The organism is Methylovorus mays (assembly GCF_020531915.1).
Lineage (GTDB): Bacteria > Pseudomonadota > Gammaproteobacteria > Burkholderiales > Methylophilaceae > Methylovorus > Methylovorus mays.
Genome location: NZ_JAJAVG010000003.1, coordinates 170,961 through 188,358, shown reverse-complemented (window position 1 = coordinate 188,358; position 17,398 = coordinate 170,961). Strand labels below are relative to the sequence as shown.

Below are 17,398 nucleotides of genomic sequence, written 5' to 3'. Positions count from 1 at the left end.
GGCTCCCTTTGACTTAACTACACACTATTACAGTACGGATTTTACGGTTTTCACAACATTTTCAACCGTGAAACCGAAGTGCTTCATCAGCACGCCGCCTGGAGCGGACTCGCCGAAGGTGTCGATACCGACCACAGCACCTTCCAGACCAACATACTTGCGCCAGAAGTCAGGGTGCGCAGCTTCCACTGCAACACGCTTCACGCCTGGGGTCAGCACGCTGTCCTTGTAAGCCTGGTCTTGTGCATCGAATACGTTGGTGGATGGCATGGAAACCACGCGCACCTTGGTACCAGCCGCATTCAGCTCAGCAGCAGCCTTGATGGCCAGATCCAGTTCTGAACCGTTGGCGATGATGATCACATCAGCCTTGCCAGCCACGTCGGAGAATACATAACCCCCCTTGCGGATCAGGTCAATTTGCGCAGCATCGTGCTTGATGCCAGGCAGATTCTGACGGCTCAGCACCAGGCTGGTTGGACCATCGGTACGCTCAACAGCAGCCACCCATGCCACAGCAGTTTCTGTCGCATCAGCAGGACGCCATACGTTCATGCGTGGGATGTAACGCAGACCGGAAGTGTTTTCCACTGGTTGGTGGGTTGGGCCGTCTTCGCCTTGACCGATAGAGTCGTGAGTCAGCACGTAAACAACACGTTGCTTCATCAGCGCGGACATACGCATGCCGTTCTTCATGTAGTCGGAGAACATGTGGAAAGTACCGCCGAATGGCAGCAAGCCACCGTGCAGTGCCATACCGTTCATGATCGCAGCCATACCGAATTCACGTACACCGTAGGAGATGTAGTTACCTGGCTTCTTGCCATCCACATGCACGAAACTGCCAGTGCTGGTCAGGTTGGAGCCGGTCAAGTCAGCGGAACCGCCGAGGAATTCTGGCAGGACTTTAGCCAGTTCGCCGATCACGTTTTGTGATGCCTTGCGGCTGGCTACGCCTTCTGCTTTTTCGTTGAAGTCGGCGATCATCTTGGTGGTCGCTTCCTTCCAGTTTGCTGGCAGTTCATTTGCCATGCGGCGCTTGAATTCAGCAGCTTCTGCAGGGAAAGCCTTGGCGTATGCATCGAACTTGGCGTCCCATGCAGACTCGGCAGCAGCACCCTTGGCCTTGGCATCCCAGCCTGCGTATACGTCTGCAGGGATGACGAATGGCTCGTGGTTCCAGCCGATGTTGGCGCGAGTGGCAGCCACTTCAGCGTCACCCAGTGCGGAACCGTGGCAGTCATGGCTGCCGGACTTGTTTGGAGAACCCTTGCCGATGATGGTCTTGCAGCAGATCAGGGATGGCTTGTCGGTTACTTTCTTGGCAGCATCGATCGCAGCCTGGATCGCAGCAGAGTCATGGCCGTCAACAGATTGAACGTGCCAGCCGTAAGCTTCGAAACGCTTGGCGGTGTCGTCGGTGTACCAGCCTTCGATATGACCGTCGATGGAGATGCCATTGTCATCCCAGAATGCCATCAGTTTGCCCAGACCCCAGGTACCGGCCAGTGCACAAGCTTCGTGGGAAACGCCTTCCATCATACAGCCGTCGCCCAGGAACACGTAGGTGTAGTGGTCAACGATGTCGTGGCCTGGCTTGTTAAACTGGTTGGCCAGCAGCTTTTCGGCCATGGCAAAACCAACGCCGTTGGCAATACCCTGACCCAGAGGACCAGTGGTGGTTTCTACGCCAGGAGCGTAGCTGTATTCAGGGTGACCTGCACACTTGGAATGCAATTGACGGAATGTCTTGATGTCGTCGATGGAAACATCGTAACCAGTCAGGTGCAGCAGGGAGTAAATCAGCATGGAGCCGTGACCATTGGACAGCACGAAGCGATCGCGGTTAGCCCATTGAGGATTGGTCGGGTTGTGGCTCAGGTTGTGGTTCCATACTACTTCTGCAATTTCCGCCATACCCATAGGCGCGCCTGGGTGCCCCGAGTTGGCTTTCTGGACGGCGTCCATCGAAAGCGCACGGATGGCGTTTGCTAAATCTACACGAGTTGCCATTAAAATCTCCCACGGTTAAAGAGAAAAAAGGCATCTACCCGGCCGTTTCAGCCGGCTAGAAGCCTTACCTCAAATTCTTTTGGAAATCCCCTGATGCAGGGAATGTAACGCTATATAACGTTGTTGCTGCGGTACGCGTTCAGTGCCTAATTATTCCTTAGAACCCACTTTTGAGCAATACCGCCGTTTAATCAAAAGGACTAGAAAAGCTCTACTCCCCCTTCGTTTCGCTTGTTTTCCAGAGCACCTTCCTCCACCAGCCGTTCATAATTGCAAACCCGGTTACGGCCGTGATGCTTGGCATAATACAAAGCCACATCCGCCCGATCGATGATATGCGAAGACACATCGTAAGCCATGATTTCGGTATACCCGGCACTCACGGTGATGCGGCCCACCTGCGGAAACTCGAATTCGGCAACCCGTTCGCGGAAGCGATCGAGCACCATCTGCATTTCGTCCTGGTCATGACATTCAAAAATGGCGACAAACTCTTCGCCCCCAAAGCGGAACAGCAGATCGTGATCGCGCAGGCTGTACGTCATTTGCTGCGCAAATAGCAAGAGCACTTCATCCCCCAGCAGATGCCCATACTGGTCGTTCACCTGTTTGAAATGGTCAATATCAAAGATGGCCATATAAAAATGCAGGCCCAGTGCATCATCCTCGCGCTGATGCCGATGTTGCACGCGCGTTACCACCTTGTTGACCTTGTGCTCGAAGGTCTTGCGATTGAGCAAGCCGGTGAGGGTGTCCTGCTCGTTATCATTAATCAGCGCGATGAAATTCTGATACACCTGCAGCAACATGCCAGTGATCTGATCAAAACCAGCCACTTCAGGTGCGGTAACGCCGATAACCGCCAGCGGCTTGTTTTTGGCACAGGAGACAGGATATAGGGTGACAGTTTCGCCATCTTGCCGCACATATTGCTGACGCTGGCCCGTCGCGACGCACTGCTCCAGCATCTGCTGCAAATCTGCAGGAATTTGCGCGCTAGGGATATCCGCACCCTCCATTACGGTAAGGGCAAATTTCTTGGTTTGCGCATCCTCAAGCTTGTATATGGCGACGGCACCCGGTGCCACCAGCTCAAACAATGCATGGGCGAGCGAAATCTCCAGCGCGTTGACATCGCGTTCGCTGGTAAGCGCTATCAGCTTGGCTAACACCCCTTGAATGGTGGGCGAGTACAATGCAGACTCAGTAATTAATGAAGGAATATACAAGCTCAAGCTTTATTCAAATGACTCACTCTTTCCACTTGAGTGAGCAGCCTATACTGGCAATTTGTTCACGTGGCCCCTGACCAGTGGCCGCAATTTGCGCCATGGCGCGGTATAAATCCCTGCTACTCTCTGGTGCAAGCTCCTTGCGCGATGCATCAAAACGACCGCGATACTGCAGTTCGAGATCGGCATTAAAGCCAAAGAAATCAGGCGTACACACTGCCCCATAAGCGCGGGCTACATCCTGAGTCTCATCAATAACGTATGGAAAGCAAAAACCGTACTCAGCAGCAACTTGCCGCATACGATCCAGACCATCCTCCGGGTAAGCAACGATATCATTGGACTGTATGGCAATCGTATTGATACCCTGCGCCTGCAGTTCACGCACATCATTCACCAGCCGCTGGCGTATGGATTGCACATACGGACAATGATTGCAGATAAACATGACAAGTGTGCCACGCTCACCACGAATATCGGCCAAGGTCCAGATTCGCCCATTCACGTCAGGCAGACTGAAGTCAGGTGCCTTCCAGCCGAAGTCACATACCGGGGGATTTACGCTTGCCATTTGTACCAACTGCTCCTGTTTTGCTTTAGTGCGAGTGCTTTGCCGTGCCTGCCTGAGCGTTGCGCCTTCCTGCCCTGCAGGAAAATGCCGCGTGGCGATCAGATAAAAATTCGCCGTCAGCAAGCTGATCTTTTAAAATAATCTGCAATACTAACATTCACTTAGGCTCTTATGTCCAGCCCCCGCTTTTTCTCTGACGTGCCCTTGACCAGCAACAGCTCCATTTCCCTGCCCGCCACCGCAGCCAACCATGCAGTCAAGGTGCTGCGCCTGCAAGCTGGCGATTCCCTGCGTTTGTTTAATGGCGATGGCCATGACTACAGCGCCGTAATCGAAACCATCCGCAAAAACGAGGTCATTGTCAAAACCGGGCAAGCTGCCACGGTCGGCAATGAGTCCACCCTCAAGATTACGCTGGCGCAAGGCATTTCAGCGGGTGATCGCATGGACTTCACGATACAGAAATCGGTAGAACTGGGCATCCACGCTATTCAGCCCATCAGTTGCCAACGGAGCGTGGTGAAGCTCAACGGCGACCGGGCGGACAAGCGTCGCGAGCATTGGCAAAACGTCGCCATCTCGGCTTGCGAGCAATCGGGCCGCGCCTTTCTGCCCAAGGTGGGGCAAGCAACATCGTTGGCAAAATGGCTGTCAAACGCCCCACCATTTGCCACCCGCATCACCCTGGATCCGCTGGCAAGCACCCGCCTGCAAGACCTTCCGATTCCACAGGGGCCCATATGCCTGCTGATTGGCCCCGAGGGCGGACTGACCAGCGAGGAGATTGCCATGGCCGGCTCACAAGGCTTTACCGGAGTACAGCTGGGCCCGCGCATCCTGCGCACGGAAACTGCGGCACTTGCTGCGCTTGCCGCCATCCATACGCTATGGGGCGATTTTTAAGCCACAAAAAATCGGAATACCAGCCAGGCATTCAGCATGGAAATCATCAGGAACAGAAACCACGCCAGCGCCTGGCTCACCCAGCCAATGGCAAATTCCCCCATCACCTTGCGATTGCTGGCGAGCCGCATCAATGGGTAGATGGCAAATGGCAGCTGAAAGCTCAGTACCACCTGACTAAGCACCAGCAGCTTACCCACCGCACCTTCACCCCACAACGAAACTCCGATGAACGCCGGAATCAATGCCAGACCCCGGGTAATCAGACGGCGTTGCCAGCAGGGAATCTTAAGGTTAAGAAACCCCTCCATGATCACCTGACCCGCGATCGTGCCAGTCAACGTAGAGCTTTGCCCAGCCGCCAGCAAAGCCAGACCAAACAGGACGCCCGCGGCAGCCGTGCCCACCACCGGGCTCAGCAACTGGTGGGCATCCTGAATATCTGCCACGTCGCTGTGACCGTTGGCGTGAAAAGCCGCGGCTGCCAGCACCAGAATCGCCGCATTGACGAAAAAGGCCAGGCTGAGCGACACCACGGTATCAATCGTAGAAAGCTGGATGGCCTCGCGCTTGTCAGCCGGGTGATCGCTCACCACGCGCGTTTGCACGATGGAGGTATGCAGGTAGAGGTTATGCGGCATCACCGTCGCCCCCAAAATACCGATGGCGAGGTAAAGGGCCTCTGCATCGTGCAAGGCGGCACCCGATGGCACCAGGCCCGCGGCAGCCGCAGCAAAATCCGGCCCCACCAGCCAGAGCTGCACCACAAAGCACAAGCTGATGGTCATGATCAGCCCCAGCACAATCGCCTCCACCTGACGAAAGCCTTTACCCTTAAGGCCAAGCACGATCAGCGTATCAAAGGCGGTCAACACCACCCCCGTCAGAATCGAGCAGCCAAATAGCAGATGCAGCGCCAGTGCCGCGCCCAGCACTTCCGCGAGATCGCAGGCAATAATCGCCAGCTCCGCCATGGCCCATAACGTAAGATTGACCGGGCGGCTGTAATGATCACGACACAGCCGCGCCAGATCGCGGCGGCTGGCAATGCCCAGGCGTATGCACAAACCCTGCAGGAAAATGGCGATCAGGCTGGAGCTTAAAATCACGAAAAGCAGCGCATAGCCATATTTGGAACCCGCCTCGATATCGGTTGCCCAATTACCCGGATCCATATACCCCACGGCAATCAGAAGACCGGGGCCGGCAAATTTCAGCAGCTTTTTCCAGAATGGCAGCCCAGGGGCCAGTTGAACAGTGCCACGAACTTCGGACGGACAAAAAGGCGCTGTTGCTGTGCGAGGCAGCCGGGCAAGCAGGGATCTGATCATGAAGCCACCGATATTGATGTTATTGAAATGAAGGCAAATCAACGCTGTTTATAGCATCGCCCTTGCCACTCGGCAAGAGAGCTCCATTTCATTAATTGCAAATTACGCAAAATTTATATAAAGTCTGCGCATTACATAAAAGGACATTGCCATGTCGCTCGGCCAAGCCATCCGCAAACGGCGCAAAACCCTCGCACTCACCCTGCAAACACTCGCTGCCAATGTAGGCACCGATAGCGGCAACCTCTCCCGCATCGAGCGCGGGGCGCAAGGGGTTTCCGAGTCCATGCTGCGCAAGCTGTGTCATGCACTGGACTGCACACCCGCCCAGCTATACGCACAGGCCGACACGGCCACCACCCCCGCGACAACACCGCGCCCCATGCAGCATCCACAGGATTTTGTGCGCTGGTTCCGCTCGGCTGCGCCGTATATCCATGCCTTTGGCGGCCGGACGTTTGTGATCGCCTTTGGTGGCGAAGTCGTTGAAGACGGACAGTTTACCGCCCTGTCGCATGACCTTAACCTGCTCGCCAGCCTGGAAGTGCGGCTGGTGCTGGTACATGGCGCCCGCCCTCAGATCGAATCGCGCCTGAAGCGCGCCCGCATCGAAACCCGTCTGGTCAATGGCCTGCGGGTGACCGACGCGCAAGCCATGGAAGCTGTAAAAGAAGCCAACGGCGCGATTCGGGTAGAAATCGAGGCCCAGCTCTCCATGGGCATCGTCAACTCCCCGATGGCGGGCTCGGATATCCGCGTTGCCAGCGGCAACTTTGTCACGGCACGGCCCCTGGGCGTGCGCGATGGCGTGGATCTCCAACATACGGGCACGGTGCGCAAGGTCGATGCCATTGGCATCCAGAAACGGCTGGACGATGGCGAACTGGTCTTGCTATCGCCACTGGGTTATTCACCAACCGGCGAAGTATTCAACCTGACGCTGGAAGATGTGGCCGTGAGCGCCGCGGCCGCCCTGGATGCAGACAAGCTGATCTTCCTGATGGATGCCAATGGCGTACACAACGTACGCGGCGAACTGCTGCGTGAAATGACCGCGCTCAAAGCCAAAAACCTGCTACGCAATGTGGAAAACAACACCCAGGGCAGTGGCGCGCAAAATTTCAGCGAAGATGAAGCGTATTACCTGCCGGCCGCCGTGCGTGCTTGCGACCAAGGGGTGGCCCGCACCCACCTGATCAGCCGCCATATTGATGGCGCGATTCTGCAGGAGCTGTTCACCTATGACGGCATTGGCACCATGGTGACCGAGCAGCCGCTGGAATCCATGCGCGAAGCGGAAATTGGCGATGTGGGCGGGATATTGCAACTGATAGAACCACTGGAAGCCGAAGGCGTGCTGGTGCGGCGCGGTCGCGAACGGCTGGAGATGGAAATCAGCCGCTTTCATGTCATGGAACACGATGGCCGCATTATCGGCTGCGCGGCGCTTTACCCATTCCCCGAAGAAAAAACCGCAGAGCTCGCCTGCATGGCGGTCCATCATGCCTATCGCCGGGGCGGACGTGGCGACAGGCTGCTGCAATATTGCGAAAGCATTGCCAAAGAGCAAGGGCTGAAATCGGTATTTGTCTTGACCACCCACACCGAGCACTGGTTTGAAGAGCGCGGATTCATCGAGCGCGATGTGAACGCCTTGCCGCAGCAGCGGCAGCAGCTTTACAACCTGCAACGCCGCTCCAAGGTATTTACCAAGCAACTGTAAAAGCCAGACCGCAGGGCGGCGAAATATAGATACGGGTAAGGGCTTGAAAATAAAAAGCCCGATCCCATTAATGACAACAGGAACACAATTCCCAATGTCATTAAAGGAGATTAAACATGGCCAACCTTACCCGTTTCGATCCCTTCACCGTCAGCGCCCCGGATCCGTTTGACGATGTCTTCAAGGGCTTTTTCCGTCCAGTCAGCGCAGAGCGCTCCGCCGTATTGAAAATTGACGTGCAAGAACACGACGACCACTACACCGTGCATGCTGATCTGCCCGGCGTAAAAAAAGAAGACATCCACGTCACGATTGATGGCAATCGCGTGGCCATCAGTGCGGAATCCAGACGCGAACAGGATGTCAAGGAAGGCGGACGACTGCTACGCAGCGAACGTCACTACGGCAAACTGTCGCGCAGTTTTGAGCTGGCGAATGAACTTGACGACAGTCGCGCCGAAGCCCAGTACCGGGATGGCGTACTGCAATTGGTGCTGCCGAAAAAAGCGGCAACCAGCGCCAGAAAACTCACCATCAATTAAGCACCCCTCCGCAATATGCCCAGCGTGATCACAAGTCGCCTGGGAGCGAAGCCCCGGCATATCACCGGGGCTTTTCTTTTTTATTCCCATAAGACTTTTTCGTACACATGTGAAACGCGCCAGCCTTAAACAGGTCGGATCAAAACAAACCGCTCACCCGCCCATCATCATCAATATCAATACGATTCGCCGCAGGCTCGGCGGGCAAGCCCGGCATGGTGTTCACGCCATCGCAAATCATCACGATAAACTCGGCGCCGGCACATAGCCTGACTTCGCGCACGGTAAGGGTATGGCCAACAGCCACTCCGCGCAGAGCAGCATCGGTACTGAAGGAATAGGGGGTCTTTGCCACACAGACGGGGTAATGCCCGTAACCGGCCTCCTGCCAAGCCTGCAATTGCGCTCGGACCTGGGCAGACGCCGCAATATCGGCAGCCCCATACACCGTGGTTGCAAGCTTGCGCAGCTTTTCCCAGAGCGTATCTTCGTCCGCATAGACAAAACGCATGGCTGACGCACCCGCTGCCAGTCGCACCACTTCATGTGCCAGCGCCTCCGCCCCGGCGCCCCCATCAGCCCAGTGCGTACACATCACCACATTTACGCCCTGCTCTGCCATGCAGGCCTGCACCAGCGCCAGCTCCGTCTCGGTATCCTGCGCAAAGCGATTCAGCGCCACCACACAGGGCAGGCCGTAATGCGTGCTGACGTTTTCCACATGCTTTTGCAAATTGGCCAGTCCTTGCTTGAGGGCGGGCAGACTCTCCTGCGCCAGAGCAGCGAGCGGCTCGCCGCCGTGATATTTGAGCGCCCGCACAGTCGCCACAATGACACAAGCCTGCGGCCGCAGGCCGCTCTTGCGGCATTTGATATCAATGAATTTTTCGGCACCCAGGTCGGCACCGAACCCTGCTTCGGTGACCACATAATCGGCGTGCTGCATTGCCAGCCGCGTCGCCAGCACCGAGTTGCAGCCATGGGCAATATTGGCAAACGGGCCGCCGTGTATCAGAGCCGGAGTATGTTCCAGCGTTTGCACCAGATTGGGCTTGATCGCCTCTTTCAGCAATACGGCCATGGCCCCCTGCGCCTGCAACTGCCCCGCCGTCACCGCCTGTCCATCCGCGCGATAGCCCACCACGATATTGCCCAGCCTGCGCTTGAGATCGGCCAGCGAAGAGGCAAGGCAAAGAATCGCCATGACTTCGGAAGCCACTACGATGTCAAAGCCATCTTCACGCGGATAGCCATTGGCCTTGCCGCCCAGCCCGACCACGACCTGGCGCAGTGCACGATCATTGGTATCGAGCACCCGGCGCCAGGTAATGCGCCGTATATCCAGTCCGAGCGCATTACCTTGATGAAGGTGGTTATCAATGAGAGCGGCGAGGAGATTATGCGCCGCCGCAATCGCGGCAAAATCGCCAGTGAAATGCAGGTTGATATCTTCCATCGGCATGACTTGCGCGTGACCACCACCCGTCGCCCCACCCTTCATGCCGAATACCGGTCCCATGGAAGGCTCACGCAAACAGATGCACACCGATTTTCCTATGCGCTGCAAGGCATCGCCCAGCCCAATGGTGGTGGTGGTTTTGCCTTCGCCAGCAGGAGTCGGGCTGATGGCGCTGACCAGAATCAGCCTGCCCAGCTTCCCGTCCGCAGGCACGGGCAGCTTGTGCAGATTGACCTTGGCTTTGTGGGCGCCATACATCTCCAGCGCCGTGGCAGGCAGCCCCAAACGAGCCGCGATGTCCTCCATGGGATGCATGCTGGCCTGCTGCGCAATTTCAATATCAGATGTCATCGCCATACCCCTTGTTTTTTAGCAGATTACACCATCTCAAATGCAGCCGTTCAAGGTAAAATGCACAGCATTGCCAACGCCGAGACACCACATGCTGAACGACACCACCTCCGCGCAAAAAGCCCAGACCCTCGCGGAAGCCCTGCCCTACATCAAACGTTTTTTTGACAAGACCATCGTCATCAAATACGGCGGCAACGCCATGACCGACCCACACCTCAAGGAATGCTTTGCCAGCGATGTCGTGCTGCTCAAGCTAGTTGGCATGAACCCCGTCGTCGTCCATGGCGGCGGCCCGCAAATCAATGAGCTGCTGGACCGCCTGGGCAAAAAAGGCGAGTTCATCCAGGGCATGCGCGTGACCGATGAAGAAACCATGGATATCGTGGAAATGGTGCTGGGCGGCCAGGTTAACAAGGAAATCGTCAACCTGATCAACCGTAACGGCGGCAAGGCTGTGGGTCTGACCGGGCAGGATGGCAACTTTATCCATGCGCACAAGCTGATGATTCCCAACAAGGACAAGCCTGACGAAATGATCGACATCGGCCAGGTCGGGGAAATCAGCGGCATCGACCCCAGCCTGATCCAGTTTCTGGATAGCGGCGACTTTATTCCGGTGATCGCGCCTATCGGCGTGGGCACCGAAGGCGAAACCTACAATATCAACGCCGATGTCGTGGCTGGCAAGCTGGCCGAAATCCTGGGCGCAGAAAAACTCATCCTGCTGACCAATACGCCTGGCGTGCTGGATAAGGAAGGTAATCTGCTGACCGGCCTGACACCCAAGCAGATTGACGATCTGGTAGCCGATGGCACCCTTTCCGGCGGCATGCTGCCCAAGATCAGCTCGGCGCTGGATGCGGCCCGCAGCGGCGTCAAATCGGTACACATCATCGATGGCCGGGTTGAACACGCACTGCTGCTGGAAGTGCTGACCGATGAAGGGGTAGGCACCCTGATCAAGGCGAAGTAAAGCAGTCAGCCCCTTGCGCCCTATCTGGATCTTTGATCTGGACGACACGCTGCACGACGCGTCCGCCCATATCTTCCCGCACCTCAATCAGGCCATGACGCAATACATCATGGATACCCTGGCGCTAGACGAGACAGAAGCCCATGCCTTGCGCCAGCGTTACTGGCGTATTTATGGTGCCACGCTGAAAGGGCTCATGCGCCACCATGGCACTGACCCCTACCATTTTCTGCTACGCACGCACGAGCTGATGCACCTGCCCGACATGGTGGTCCATGCCAGACGCTTGCGTCATGCCCTGCTGCGCCTGCCTGGTCGCAAAGTCGTGTTCACCAACGCCCCCATGCAATACGCACTGCGCGTACTCAAGCTGATAGGCGTGGAAGACATGTTCGAGATTGTGCATAGTGTCGAGTCCACCCGCTTCCACCCCAAGCCTTCCGTGCGCGGCTTTCAGAGCTTGCTGCGCACCCTGCATGCAAATCCCGGCCAGTGCATCATGGTCGAAGATAATGTGCCCGCATTGCGCACTGCCCGTCGCCTGGGCATGAAAACCGTGCACATCACCCGCCGCCTGCACAAGCCGTGTTATGTATCCGCCAGACTAAACAGCGTGTTAGCGCTTACTCGTCACACAATATAGAAACAGCAAGCAGTCAGCTATTTCACTGAACGACGTTTTCCCCTAAAATCCGCTAACCTGATTACCTAGCAAGGATGAGCAATGGCTGGAGAACGCAAACAACAAATTCTGGAAACGCTGGCAAAAATGCTGGAAACGCCCAAGCGCGAAAAGATTACTACCGCCTCTCTGGCTGCTCGCCTGAATGTGTCTGAAGCGGCGCTTTATCGTCACTTCGCTGGCAAGGCCCAGATGTTTGGCGGCCTGATCGAGTTTATCGAGCAAACCCTGTTTGGCTTGATCAACAAAATCACCACGGAAGAAACAGAGGGCATGAAACAGGCTCAGCGCATTGTGACCATCCTGCTGCTGTTTGCGGAAAAAAATCCGGGCATGACGCGTGTACTGATCGGTGACGCGCTGGTGAATGAAGATGACGCGCTGCAAACCCGTATCAATCAGCTGTTTGATCGCATTGAGTCCACCCTCAAGCAAAGCCTGCGTATTGCAGAAACCCAGACCGGGCGTGAACTGCAGCCTGAGGCCAAGGCTAACTTGATGCTGTGTTTTGTCGTGGGTCGCTGGCAGCAATTTGCCAAAAGCGGATTCAAGCGCAAACCCATGGAGTTTGTACAGCAACAACTCGGGCTACTTGTTAACCAATAAAACAAATAAAACAGCTTACCTGACAGAACAGCGGTTCAACCCGTCGGTAAAAACACGCGTTCACCCAAGGTGACTCAAAAACAAAAAGGCGGAACATGTCCGCCTTTTTTATCGCCGTTAGAAACAGCCAATGAATGCTATCGACTCAGCGACTACAGTCGTGATCGGCGATACCCCACAAACATCAGCAAGCCGAGGCCCGTCAGCAGCATCACCGCCTTGGGTTCTGGCACAGGGCGCAATGCCAGCTCTGTCGACTGGGTTGGCACCACTGGCGCATCAAACAGAATATTGGCATCCGCAGTTCCCGTCATGGAAAACCGGTCAGTGCGACCAGTGTCTGCCATGGCCAGCAAGGTCGCGGTATTGTTGGTCAACGCTACCGGCTCGCTCATATTGAAGTTGGCAGGTGCCCGGCTGTCCGACATCTCTGCGGCCAGCGCGGCGTGAGTAAGGGAAAGACCGACAACCGCGGCGATCAAGGTAGTACCAAGTGCTCGTTTCATGGTGCAGGCTCCTTAAGTTACGTTTGGTGTAACTTAAGCAATCGTCGTGCCAACTCTCACCCATCACATGTTTCAGGCAAAAAATCGTCAAACAGCGCTTAAATGCAGCGATTTATATCACCCGTCAGACGGTGTTCTGGCTGGCATGCACAAAGCGCGAACAATATGCACCACATGCATGCCTGATCCACAACCATACGCGTGCCACCTGCCTGCAACTGGCGTCCCTCTTGGCTTGCATTGAAGGTGGGCTGAATGATAGCCAAGCCATGTCCTATTCGCCGCGCCTGAAAGTGTCACCGCATGGTGACGCTTTTCAGGAATGGCGGACGGCCGACACTTCCTGCAAGGCACTCAGCCTGGCTGCGAATACGGCACTTTTGATCTCTTCCGGGTGGGAAAACTGTCGGGCAATGGCGCCAGCATCGACTTGCTGCACGGCATGTAGCAGGTGTTTGAGATAGGCGGCCTCAGGGAAAGCTTTGTGCTCAAAACCGGCACGGCCACGTGAGTCGCTCTCGCAGGCTTTGAGAAATTCCTCAAATCGTGTCGGCTGGCGCAAGGCATCGAGCTCCTGAAAAAAATGCAGCAAGGTGTCTGGCCGCATGGCATTGACCTGATGCACCTTGCCATGAAACTTGGCTACCAGCTGCGCGAGCTCGCGGCAATCATTGGGCACGCGCAGGCGCTTGACCACATCCTTGAGCAGATCCACGCTACGCAATTCATGGCCGATATGCCGTGGCCAAATATCCGGCGGCGTCGTGCCCTTGCCCAGATCATGCGTCAGTGCGGCAAACCGTACCGCCAATGAATACCCTTGGCGGGCCGCATAATCAATCACCATCATGACATGCACGCCAGTGTCGATTTCGGGATGATGCTGTGCCGGTTGCGGCACGCCCCACAAGCGATCCAGCTCGGGAAATATTTTCTGCAAGGCCCCGCAGGCACGCAGCATCTCAAACATGCGCGAGGGTTTAACCTCCATCAGACCCTTGGCCAACTCCTGCCAGACACGTTCCGGCACCAGGGCATCCACCTCGCCATCCGCGACCATCTGCTGCATCAGGGTCAGGGTTTCGGGAGCCAGGCTAAATTCGGTAAATCTTGCGGCAAAACGCGCTGCCCGTAAGATGCGCACGGGGTCTTCGGCAAATGCCGGGCTGACATGCCGCAATATGCGCGCATCCAGATCCGCCTTGCCATGGTAGGGATCAATCAGACTGCCATCATCCGCACGCGCCATGGCATTGATGGTGAGATCGCGTCGTGCCAGATCTTCCTCCAGCGTGACATCAGGAGAGGCATGCACCTCGAAACCTTTGTATCCCTTGGCAGTTTTGCGCTCAGTGCGGGCCAGCGCGTATTCCTCATGGGTATCCGGATGCAGGAAGACAGGGAAATCCTTGCCGACACGGCGGAAACCTGCCGCCTCCATCTCCGCAGGCGTACTGCCGACCACTACATGATCCTGATCCTGCACGGGCAGGCCCAGCAAGGCATCACGTACGGCCCCGCCCACAACAAAGGTTTGCATGAGCAACTAAGACCTAGCGCCCAGCAAGGCCGCGAAAACGGTTATAGGCATTGCGTGGCGTGTCATTGGTCAGGTATTCAGGCACCACGGCTTCCAGCGCGGTAGGTGTTACGCCCAGCACGGCGGGGAAAGGCGCACTGGTCACGCTATCCACCTCCATGGAGCTCAAATTGTCGCGCGTCATCAGCTTGATCGGCATTTTTTCCAGGGCGTAGGCTTGCAGATAGGAAAGTTTGTCATTCAGTCCAACCACCATGCGCTTTTTGCCGAGTACAAACGCGACGAACAGAATGAGCTCTTTCATGGTGTACACGCGTGGGCCGCCCAATTCGTATACCTGACCAAAAGTCTCGGCATTTTCAATGGCATTGGCAAATGCCTGGGCTACATCCTCCACCCATACTGGCTGAAAACGGGCCTGGGGTTTCGCCAGGGCGACCACAGGCATGAGCTTGACCAGGCTGGCAAACAGATTGAGAAAACTGTCATTGCGGCCAAAAATGACCGATGGACGGAAAATGGTGACATTCAGGCGATCCGCATTCGCCAGCACTGCAGCTTCGCCTTTTGCCTTGGAACGCAGATAGGCACTGGGCGCATCGGGCGCCGCCTGCAGGGCGCTCATGTGCAGCAGGCGACAGACACCCAGCTTCACACATAATTGCACCAGCCGGCTGGGCAGCTCGGCGTGCATGGCCTCAAAGCTGGCCTTGCGACTTTCATGCAGAATGCCTATCAGGTTGATCACGCCATCGCAGCCTGTCAGATGCGTACGCAGCGCTTGGTCATCCATGACATCGCACTCCACCACCTGCACATTGGGCAGCAAAATCAGATGCTTGCTGGCTTCACGCCGACGCGTCAACACCTTGACCAGATAACCGGCTGCACTCAAACGGTGAACGATTGCGCTACCGACAAAGCCGGAACCTCCGAGTACACATATTTGTTTTATTTTCATGCTTAGTTTTCCGCCTCTTCCGTCGTCATAACCCCTCCGCCGCCGCCCACTGTGCCGAGCCGCTGCTTGAGGCTTAGTATTTTAGTGCCCAGGCGATGCGCATAATAATAAGCATTGCCCATGACCTTCTGCACATAGTTGCGCGTCTCGCTGAAAGGAATGGTTTCGGCATAGATTGCCCCTTCCAGCGGTTGATCCGCCATCCAGCGCCGGGCGCGCCCCGGTCCTGCATTATAGGCCGCCGTTGCCATCAGGGATTGCCCGCCCATCAGGTCCAGCGTGTAACGCATATAGTAAGTCCCCAGCTGCACATTGGTATCCAGCTGGTGAATCATGGTGTTCTGGTAATTATCCAGCCCCATGCGCTTGGCGATCCACTTGGCGGTGGCCGGCATCACCTGCATCAGGCCGGAAGCACCTACGCCCGACTTGGCATAGTGCATGAAGCGGCTTTCCTGACGGGTCAAACCATAAATCCAGGCTTCATCCAGCCCCTGTTCCTTGGCAAATCCGCGCACGATTTCGCGATAGGGCGTAGGGTAGCGCAAGGAAAAATCGTGCGTGCTGGTGGTCTTGTCGGCGGTAATAATCGCGAGGTCATACCACTCCTGCTTGGCGGCCAGTTCGGCAGCGGCAATCATCTGCTTGTCATCAAAGCCCGTGGTCGCTGCGGCCCACTCGGTGCGCGACTCCCAGCGCATGTCATAGCGCTGCAGCTCCATCGCACGCTGTATGCCAGGGACAGCACTCACGGCTTCCACTTCTGCCGAGGTGGGCCGATAGCTGGCAGGTACCGCGCTCAGCACGTCGCCCAGCTCGTCTTCCGCCAGCAGGCCGTAATAGCTCCGCTCACGCGACAACGGTACCAGCAGGGCATTGGCGGCAGGGATCTGCTTTTGCTCCTTCAGCGCGCGGCCTTTCCAGTAGCGCCAGGCGGCTTCCTGTTGCTGCGTAGCTGGCATTTCAGCAATGGTGTTCAGCAATCGCGACCAATCACTGACACGCAGCGCGGCGCGCGCTTTCCAGGCCATCTGTTCCTTATCCAGGGCAGCCGCAGGCACGCGGTCATAAAAGCTCAGCGCGGCAGGGTCATGACGCCGCGCGGCATGCAGGGCTAACCGACTCCAGAAATAATCCTGCTCGGCGGGCTCGAACGATGCTTGCAGCTTTTGCCACATATCCAGCGCATACAAGGGCTGCGTGCGAGCCAGGCGGTCCAGGGCATAAAGATTGAGCTCGCGGCCATAGCGGGTTTTCAGACTCAGTGTTTTCTTTTCCAGTGCTTGCTGCGGATTCTGATAGGTTTTGTCCAGCAGCTTGAGCGCAGCGGCATCCATCGTTGATATGCGCTGTGCCACCAGTTTGGCCGGACTCACCTTGTTATCAGCCATGAGCAGGCGAAACTTTTCCCAGATCAGGTCATTGCTCAGGGCTCCGCTTTTCTGCATGCGATCGTACAAGGCGAGGCAATTGACCGGCTGCTCGGCGGTGCTCATCCAGAGTGTCCGGCCTTCCGCCAGGGCATCGCTATCGCCACGTATGGCACGGCCTTCAAGCGCATAACAGCTGACCCCGGCGTCATCCCGCTTCAGGGCAGGCAGCTCATCGAAAAAGGTGGTCCATTCCTGACGCTTGGCGAGGCCCTTGAGCCACTCGCCGCGCACGCGGTCGGCAAATGGCATATCGGCGTATTGAGAGAGAAAAGTGCGTACCGTCTGGCTGTCGGACTGGTTGAGTCTCAGCAGCATCAGCCAGTAATCGGCATAAGGGGCGAGCAGATAGTCTTGTGCCTGCATCTGTTGCAAGTCACGTTCCAGGGTAAGGTCATCCCGGTTTTTGTAGGCGATGCGGGCATCGTTGAACAACTCCTCGTTGCTGGCAGCATGCGCTGCGGGCACAAGAAGTACAGACGCCGCCGTGGACACCATGAGCATGAAAGCAAAACTGAAAACTGCGGAGTACCGTTGCATGGGTAAAGCCTGTGTCGATTACTACTGAGAAA

Annotated in this window: 15 protein-coding genes; 6 read left to right on the top strand and 9 right to left on the bottom strand. The window is 56.4% G+C overall.

Features of this window, described 5'->3' with window-relative positions:
* Positions 1-27 precede the first annotated feature (27 nt).
* From tkt to LG203_RS01455, 3 genes are all read right to left on the bottom strand, one after another.
* Positions 28-2,013: a transketolase gene (gene tkt, locus LG203_RS01465; RefSeq protein ID WP_230344175.1), complete on the bottom strand. Its 1,986-nt coding sequence runs from the start codon at positions 2,011-2,013 to the stop codon at positions 28-30.
* A 200-nt stretch (positions 2,014-2,213) separates the two neighbouring features.
* Entirely contained in the window at positions 2,214-3,209 is a 996-nt protein-coding gene (locus LG203_RS01460) for a GGDEF domain-containing protein (protein WP_230344174.1), read from the bottom strand.
* Positions 3,210-3,264: 55 nt separating this feature from the next.
* Positions 3,265-3,816, bottom strand: a complete 552-nt coding sequence (locus LG203_RS01455; RefSeq protein WP_230344173.1) for a thioredoxin family protein — start codon at positions 3,814-3,816, stop codon at positions 3,265-3,267.
* Positions 3,817-3,987: 171 nt separating this feature from the next.
* Between LG203_RS01455 and LG203_RS01450 the strand changes: the two genes are divergently transcribed.
* Positions 3,988-4,719: a 16S rRNA (uracil(1498)-N(3))-methyltransferase gene (locus LG203_RS01450; RefSeq protein WP_230344172.1), complete on the top strand. Its 732-nt coding sequence runs from the start codon at positions 3,988-3,990 to the stop codon at positions 4,717-4,719.
* On the opposite strand, the gene LG203_RS01445 is transcribed toward LG203_RS01450, so the two are convergent.
* Positions 4,716-6,050 (bottom strand): Nramp family divalent metal transporter, encoded by a 1,335-nt coding sequence (locus LG203_RS01445; RefSeq protein ID WP_230344171.1) that lies wholly within the window; start codon positions 6,048-6,050, stop codon positions 4,716-4,718. The two genes, LG203_RS01450 and LG203_RS01445, sit on opposite strands and share 4 nt — an antisense overlap.
* Positions 6,051-6,201: 151 nt before the next feature.
* Here LG203_RS01445 and argA point away from each other — a divergent pair, with 151 nt between their 5' ends.
* Both argA and LG203_RS01435 read left to right on the top strand, forming a co-directional pair.
* Positions 6,202-7,773 (top strand): amino-acid N-acetyltransferase, encoded by a 1,572-nt coding sequence (gene argA, locus LG203_RS01440; RefSeq protein ID WP_230344170.1) that lies wholly within the window; start codon positions 6,202-6,204, stop codon positions 7,771-7,773.
* A 116-nt stretch (positions 7,774-7,889) separates the two neighbouring features.
* The gene (locus LG203_RS01435; RefSeq protein ID WP_230344169.1) at positions 7,890-8,315 is read left to right on the top strand and encodes an Hsp20/alpha crystallin family protein; all 426 of its coding nucleotides are present in this window, start codon (positions 7,890-7,892) and stop codon (positions 8,313-8,315) included.
* A gap of 139 nt (positions 8,316-8,454) precedes the next feature.
* On the opposite strand, the gene LG203_RS01430 is transcribed toward LG203_RS01435, so the two are convergent.
* On the bottom strand, positions 8,455-10,125 hold the full coding sequence (locus LG203_RS01430) for a formate--tetrahydrofolate ligase (RefSeq protein WP_230344168.1): 1,671 nt from the start codon (positions 10,123-10,125) through the stop codon (positions 8,455-8,457).
* Positions 10,126-10,216: 91 nt separating this feature from the next.
* Here LG203_RS01430 and argB point away from each other — a divergent pair, with 91 nt between their 5' ends.
* The 3 genes from argB to slmA all read left to right on the top strand — a co-directional run bounded on the left by argB (position 10,217) and on the right by slmA (position 12,389).
* Positions 10,217-11,101, top strand: a complete 885-nt coding sequence (gene argB / locus LG203_RS01425; protein ID WP_013441302.1) for an acetylglutamate kinase — start codon at positions 10,217-10,219, stop codon at positions 11,099-11,101.
* Between the two features lie 13 nt (positions 11,102-11,114).
* Positions 11,115-11,744: a pyrimidine 5'-nucleotidase gene (locus tag LG203_RS01420; protein ID WP_230344167.1), complete on the top strand. Its 630-nt coding sequence runs from the start codon at positions 11,115-11,117 to the stop codon at positions 11,742-11,744.
* A gap of 81 nt (positions 11,745-11,825) precedes the next feature.
* Positions 11,826-12,389, top strand: coding sequence for a nucleoid occlusion factor SlmA (gene slmA / locus LG203_RS01415; protein ID WP_230344166.1), 564 nt, complete (start codon positions 11,826-11,828; stop codon positions 12,387-12,389).
* A gap of 152 nt (positions 12,390-12,541) precedes the next feature.
* Here slmA and LG203_RS01410 read toward each other — a convergent pair whose 3' ends face one another.
* From LG203_RS01410 to LG203_RS01395, 4 genes are all read right to left on the bottom strand, one after another.
* Positions 12,542-12,895: a PEP-CTERM domain protein gene (locus LG203_RS01410; protein WP_230344165.1), complete on the bottom strand. Its 354-nt coding sequence runs from the start codon at positions 12,893-12,895 to the stop codon at positions 12,542-12,544.
* Between the two features lie 316 nt (positions 12,896-13,211).
* The gene (locus tag LG203_RS01405; protein WP_230344164.1) at positions 13,212-14,435 is read right to left on the bottom strand and encodes a multifunctional CCA addition/repair protein; all 1,224 of its coding nucleotides are present in this window, start codon (positions 14,433-14,435) and stop codon (positions 13,212-13,214) included.
* Positions 14,436-14,448: 13 nt separating this feature from the next.
* The gene (locus LG203_RS01400) at positions 14,449-15,396 is read right to left on the bottom strand and encodes a complex I NDUFA9 subunit family protein (protein WP_230344163.1); all 948 of its coding nucleotides are present in this window, start codon (positions 15,394-15,396) and stop codon (positions 14,449-14,451) included.
* A gap of 2 nt (positions 15,397-15,398) precedes the next feature.
* The gene (locus LG203_RS01395) at positions 15,399-17,366 is read right to left on the bottom strand and encodes a lytic transglycosylase domain-containing protein (RefSeq protein ID WP_230344162.1); all 1,968 of its coding nucleotides are present in this window, start codon (positions 17,364-17,366) and stop codon (positions 15,399-15,401) included.
* Between the last annotated feature and the right edge of the window lie 32 nt (positions 17,367-17,398).

What these genes read in the sequence shown, in the direction of transcription:
- tkt (WP_230344175.1), bottom strand. Translation starts at nt 2,013, where the DNA reads ATGGCAACTCGTGTAGATTTAGCAAACGCCATCCGTGCGCTTTCGATG.
- LG203_RS01455 (WP_230344173.1), bottom strand. Translation starts at nt 3,816, where the DNA reads ATGGCAAGCGTAAATCCCCCGGTATGTGACTTCGGCTGGAAGGCACCT.
- LG203_RS01450 (WP_230344172.1), top strand. Translation starts at nt 3,988, where the DNA reads ATGTCCAGCCCCCGCTTTTTCTCTGACGTGCCCTTGACCAGCAACAGC.
- LG203_RS01445 (WP_230344171.1), bottom strand. Translation starts at nt 6,050, where the DNA reads ATGATCAGATCCCTGCTTGCCCGGCTGCCTCGCACAGCAACAGCGCCT.
- argA (WP_230344170.1), top strand. Translation starts at nt 6,202, where the DNA reads ATGTCGCTCGGCCAAGCCATCCGCAAACGGCGCAAAACCCTCGCACTC.
- LG203_RS01435 (WP_230344169.1), top strand. Translation starts at nt 7,890, where the DNA reads ATGGCCAACCTTACCCGTTTCGATCCCTTCACCGTCAGCGCCCCGGAT.
- LG203_RS01430 (WP_230344168.1), bottom strand. Translation starts at nt 10,125, where the DNA reads ATGACATCTGATATTGAAATTGCGCAGCAGGCCAGCATGCATCCCATG.
- argB (WP_013441302.1), top strand. Translation starts at nt 10,217, where the DNA reads ATGCTGAACGACACCACCTCCGCGCAAAAAGCCCAGACCCTCGCGGAA.
- slmA (WP_230344166.1), top strand. Translation starts at nt 11,826, where the DNA reads ATGGCTGGAGAACGCAAACAACAAATTCTGGAAACGCTGGCAAAAATG.
- LG203_RS01410 (WP_230344165.1), bottom strand. Translation starts at nt 12,895, where the DNA reads ATGAAACGAGCACTTGGTACTACCTTGATCGCCGCGGTTGTCGGTCTT.
- LG203_RS01405 (WP_230344164.1), bottom strand. Translation starts at nt 14,435, where the DNA reads ATGCAAACCTTTGTTGTGGGCGGGGCCGTACGTGATGCCTTGCTGGGC.
- LG203_RS01400 (WP_230344163.1), bottom strand. Translation starts at nt 15,396, where the DNA reads ATGAAAATAAAACAAATATGTGTACTCGGAGGTTCCGGCTTTGTCGGT.
- LG203_RS01395 (WP_230344162.1), bottom strand. Translation starts at nt 17,366, where the DNA reads ATGCAACGGTACTCCGCAGTTTTCAGTTTTGCTTTCATGCTCATGGTG.